This window comes from Bartonella sp. CL434QHHD (assembly GCF_042195145.1).
In the GTDB taxonomy this organism is placed as follows: Bacteria; Pseudomonadota; Alphaproteobacteria; order Rhizobiales; family Rhizobiaceae; genus Bartonella.
Genome location: NZ_JBHINT010000021.1, coordinates 1 through 4,051, shown reverse-complemented (window position 1 = coordinate 4,051; position 4,051 = coordinate 1). Strand labels below are relative to the sequence as shown.

The 4,051-nt window shown below is 35.8% G+C and carries 1 protein-coding gene and 1 pseudogene; one reads left to right on the top strand and one right to left on the bottom strand.

The genetic code is table 11. The annotated features are described in order from the left end of the window. Positions 1-1,758 (bottom strand): ShlB/FhaC/HecB family hemolysin secretion/activation protein (locus tag ACFILN_RS03765; RefSeq protein ID WP_375670896.1); only part of this gene is annotated, 1,758 nt, incomplete at its 3' end. A gap of 946 nt (positions 1,759-2,704) precedes the next feature. On the opposite strand from ACFILN_RS03765, the pseudogene ACFILN_RS03760 reads away from it, so the two are divergent. Continuing rightward, positions 2,705-3,147 (top strand): annotated as a pseudogene (locus ACFILN_RS03760) (type ISP restriction/modification enzyme); the annotation flags it as partial. Positions 3,148-4,051: the final 904 nt, after the last annotated feature.

The window sequence follows — 4,051 nt, the reverse complement described above, 5'->3', positions numbered from 1 at the left end:
TTTTTTGTGCTTAACTGTGCTCCAAAAAATACTGGAATAACTGGCATCAAGAGAGACCATGCCTCCCGCAAGCTTGACACCTGCTGTCCAACCGGCAAGCTGGTCACTCTTAATCCCATACAAAGCTTGCGAAAACACACGCCCATAATCCAAACCAACATAAGGGCGAAGTTCACCAAAAACTTTTTTAAAGGTCGCGTGATTGCTCCACGGAATGGTGCGCAACAACAAATCATTCCGGCTAAAAAAACCGTTATTGCCAAAAAGCAAACTCTCACGCGTGCCACGAACATTGGAAGCGCCCCCCAACGAAATCTGTTCAGCACCCAATAAATTATGCGGTGAATATTGACCACTCAAAAGATTGCTCAGTATAAAGTCCAAGCCCCCTACCTTAAAAGGCGTCATGATACTAAGCGTACCAGTAAATTTGGCAAATTGTGGCTCCGCATCCCCTGCCCCTGGATCGTGCTTCTTGACAGAATGAAACAAAGGGAGCCCTTGCAAATAACTCACATCAAAGGTCCAAGTCCCCCCCAACATCTGGCGCGAATGCGAAATCCCAAAATTGGCGACGCTATATTGACGGCTGCCCACTTCAATCTTATTGCCAAGAAGGTAATTGTTGGTTCTTTTATAAGAAAGACCTAAATTCAAGGTTGTAAGGGAAACACCATCACGGTAAAGAACTCTGCTTGTACTGGCGTGCAACTCACTGGAATCCCCCGTCGTCTCAATATCGGTAAAATTGCCAGGGATAATGCTTTGGTAATTATAAACAGTGCCATTCAATCCAAAGGTCCAATAACCGTACGGAATACTCACACTCGCTGAAATGTTATTGCTATGTCCTTCTTGCTTGCTCCCACCCCAATAATCTGTCTGACTGCGCTGATAGTTAAAATCCCACGCATCATTCATCCCTAAAATATTTTCTACCCTCAAGCCCGCACTATAACGCGCATAACCCGTGGAAGATTGTCCCATATTGTCATGAGAAACAGTAACCTTGAAAGTTTTATCGGGATGATTGTTAATATTGACAATGGTGCTCCCTTCTTCACGCCCTGGAAGAAGTTCGCTTTGAGCGTGCGCTGAACTCAAACGGTTGATCTGATCAAGCCCCTGTTCAATATCGCGCATATTCAGAACATGACCTTGAAGCCCAGGAAAAGCACTCCATACAACATTGTTATAACGAGATGCCGGTGAACCATTATAGTAAATCTCTGAAAGCTTACCCTCAATGACAACAAATTTGAGCGTCTTGCTGTTTTTGATATCTTGATCAGGAATATAAAAACGCGCCGTTACATAGCCTTGATCCAAATAAACTTTGGTTAACTTCTTGATTAAGAGCTGAATATCAAAAAGACCAATACATCCTCCAACATAAGGCTCTGTTACAGCTGATATAAAGCGCTTTTTGACATGATGCACTCCCTCAACAACAAGAGCATGAATGGGAAAACATTGCTTCCCACCCAAAAGCGTTTCTGGATTTTGCTCTGAAGGCGTCTTGATCCTTTTAGGCGTTAAAGCGCGTAAATTCTCAATTCTTTCTAATTGCTGCTTCTCAGATTGTTGGCGAGAAAAATTATCGGTTGGGGAATGAAAAATAGCTGAGGAGCGCGCATAAACATTTACACCTGTAAACAAGCCAAAGAAAACAAAAATGGCACGAAAAATTCTCAAAAGAGAACTTTGGCGTAAAAATATCAATAACAATACAGATTGCCCCCGCTTTGCATTATTCATGAAGCACTCTTTAAAAGAACTTCATGAAACCTCTAACAAGTCCACTCAAAACAGCCACTGCCCTATGACGCTTTTAACAAAAGCACATGCCTCTGTTACCAAAGAAAAGTGACACCCAAAACTGCTTTATTTTAACTGCTGAAGATCTCTCCCCCACATCTATATAAAGAAACCTCTAAACAAAACTGTTTAGCCCGTCAATGGTTAATACATTAATATCCCCAGTTTAATGCTACAATATATTTATCAATAATTAGAGATAAATTCACTCTCCAGCTCCTCTAAGCCACTCAACACGCATATAAACGAGACATCATGCTATCAAGCACATCCTGTCGTCAAAAACCATCATAGCAAACAATAAAAAAACTTTTTTGAAGTCTTTAAGACAACCACGCAAAACTCTTTTTATGGCATTCTCATCAAGGAACTTTTCTCAAAAAGCAAATGATCTGAGTGACCTTATCAGAAGAGTTTTGTCAGTCTTGTCAGTTCATTCTAGCTCCTATATTATTTTTTTAATGAGAGAAAATTAAAAACATTACATTTCAATACGTTAGTATTTTAATGATACAACCTATATCGACAATACAACCTTAAATACAATCAATAATATATATTTGTCAGTTTATGTCTGTAAATTGAACTAACAAACTAGATTATTTTAGTGACTATAAAACTCATCAAAATACTCATTCTGATATCTTAAATCACATAACGAATTTGTCTTTTTTCCATAAAACGAATAGCAAATTTCACTATTTTGCTGATCTGCCCCCGTGTTATGGGCTGTGGATAAACAAGCTTTAAAAAAACTTTTTGAAAAAATTATCCGCTTTTTTAGCATTTTTCTGCATTTTTTCTCAATTCGTTCAAAATGGATTTAATAAGCTTCGTTTTAATTCTTTTGAAGAGACTTAAACCCCTTATACGAAAACGGAGCTCTGTTGTAACAGGGCGTGAACTGGATCATTTGCACGTGAATTATGAAACTGTAAAACCTTATCCCGTAACCTTTAAAAAAGGTAATCCAAAAGTTACAGAGATCTCTAATCCAGAAAAATTCTATTACGTGACTGAAATGAAATTCGCAAAAGCAGGTAAAGAGAAAGATAAAACCACTGTTATTTATAATAACAATATCACAATAACAGATATCCCTCTTGACGCTTGTGAGTATATCGTTAATGGTAAACCCGCTCTTGAATGGGTTATGGGGCGTCAATGTGTTAAGACTGATAAAAAGAGTGGCATTGTTAATGATGCCAATCGTTATGCTGTTGAAACCATTGGCAACCCTGCCTACCCTCTAGAGTTATTACCATAAGTTTAGAGACAATGAAAATCGTTAAGAACTTACCAAAATTAGAAATTAGAGAAACTGAATAGACTTGGCTTGCTAAACTCACAAAGGGGTATAGAATCTTATAACCATAATCTATACCTCTCTTGTTAAGTTGATTAGATACAATCTTTAAAAGGAGTGTTTATATGCATTATTCTAAAAAGAAGAAACTTACACTTTTAAATACTCTACTTTGAATTGCTTTAAGACTTTTAAGAAATCCCATCTTAAAGTGAATACGCTTCTTTTACATTGCCTTTAAAAGATTAAACCGTAATCTAAAATGAGTGCTTTATTGTTATCAGAAGCTTTATTTAAAGAGGGTTATGTATATTCATTTTCTTATATTACTTATAGGTTTTGAATGTTTCTACCCCCCCAAAAACCTTACAAAACATAGAGCATTAGTTGAATTTATAGGTTGTACTATTGATATAGGTTGTTTTTTGAAAAATTGATAAAAAATAACATATTGAAATATAATGACTTTTATTTTTTATTGAAAAATATGTAAAGGGGGGCGTAAAAAGCACCTCCAAAACTCATAACCATAATGGTCTTGATAGCATTTATTATGATTATAATCCCTTTCTTTTGAAAGGCTTTAAAAGATCACATACTCTCATAAGACATGTTTTAATCATTCACTAAATGATCACTTTTGTCGATTCAATGTACTGACATAAACTGACAAATATATATTTACAGTTGTATTTATTTGTTATGGCTGTTTTAATAAGTTGTATTTTGAAAAATTGACAAAACTTAACTTATTGAAATATAATGATTTTAATTTTCTCTCATTTAAAAAAAATGATATAGGTTCTAAAAAGAACTGACAAAAATGACAAAAGTTTATTAAAAGGGATTTTGCTCATCTCTATAATGATCAGTTTCTATTGAGATGTTTTCATAAGTGTTTTCATAACGGTCTATAAATCACAATTA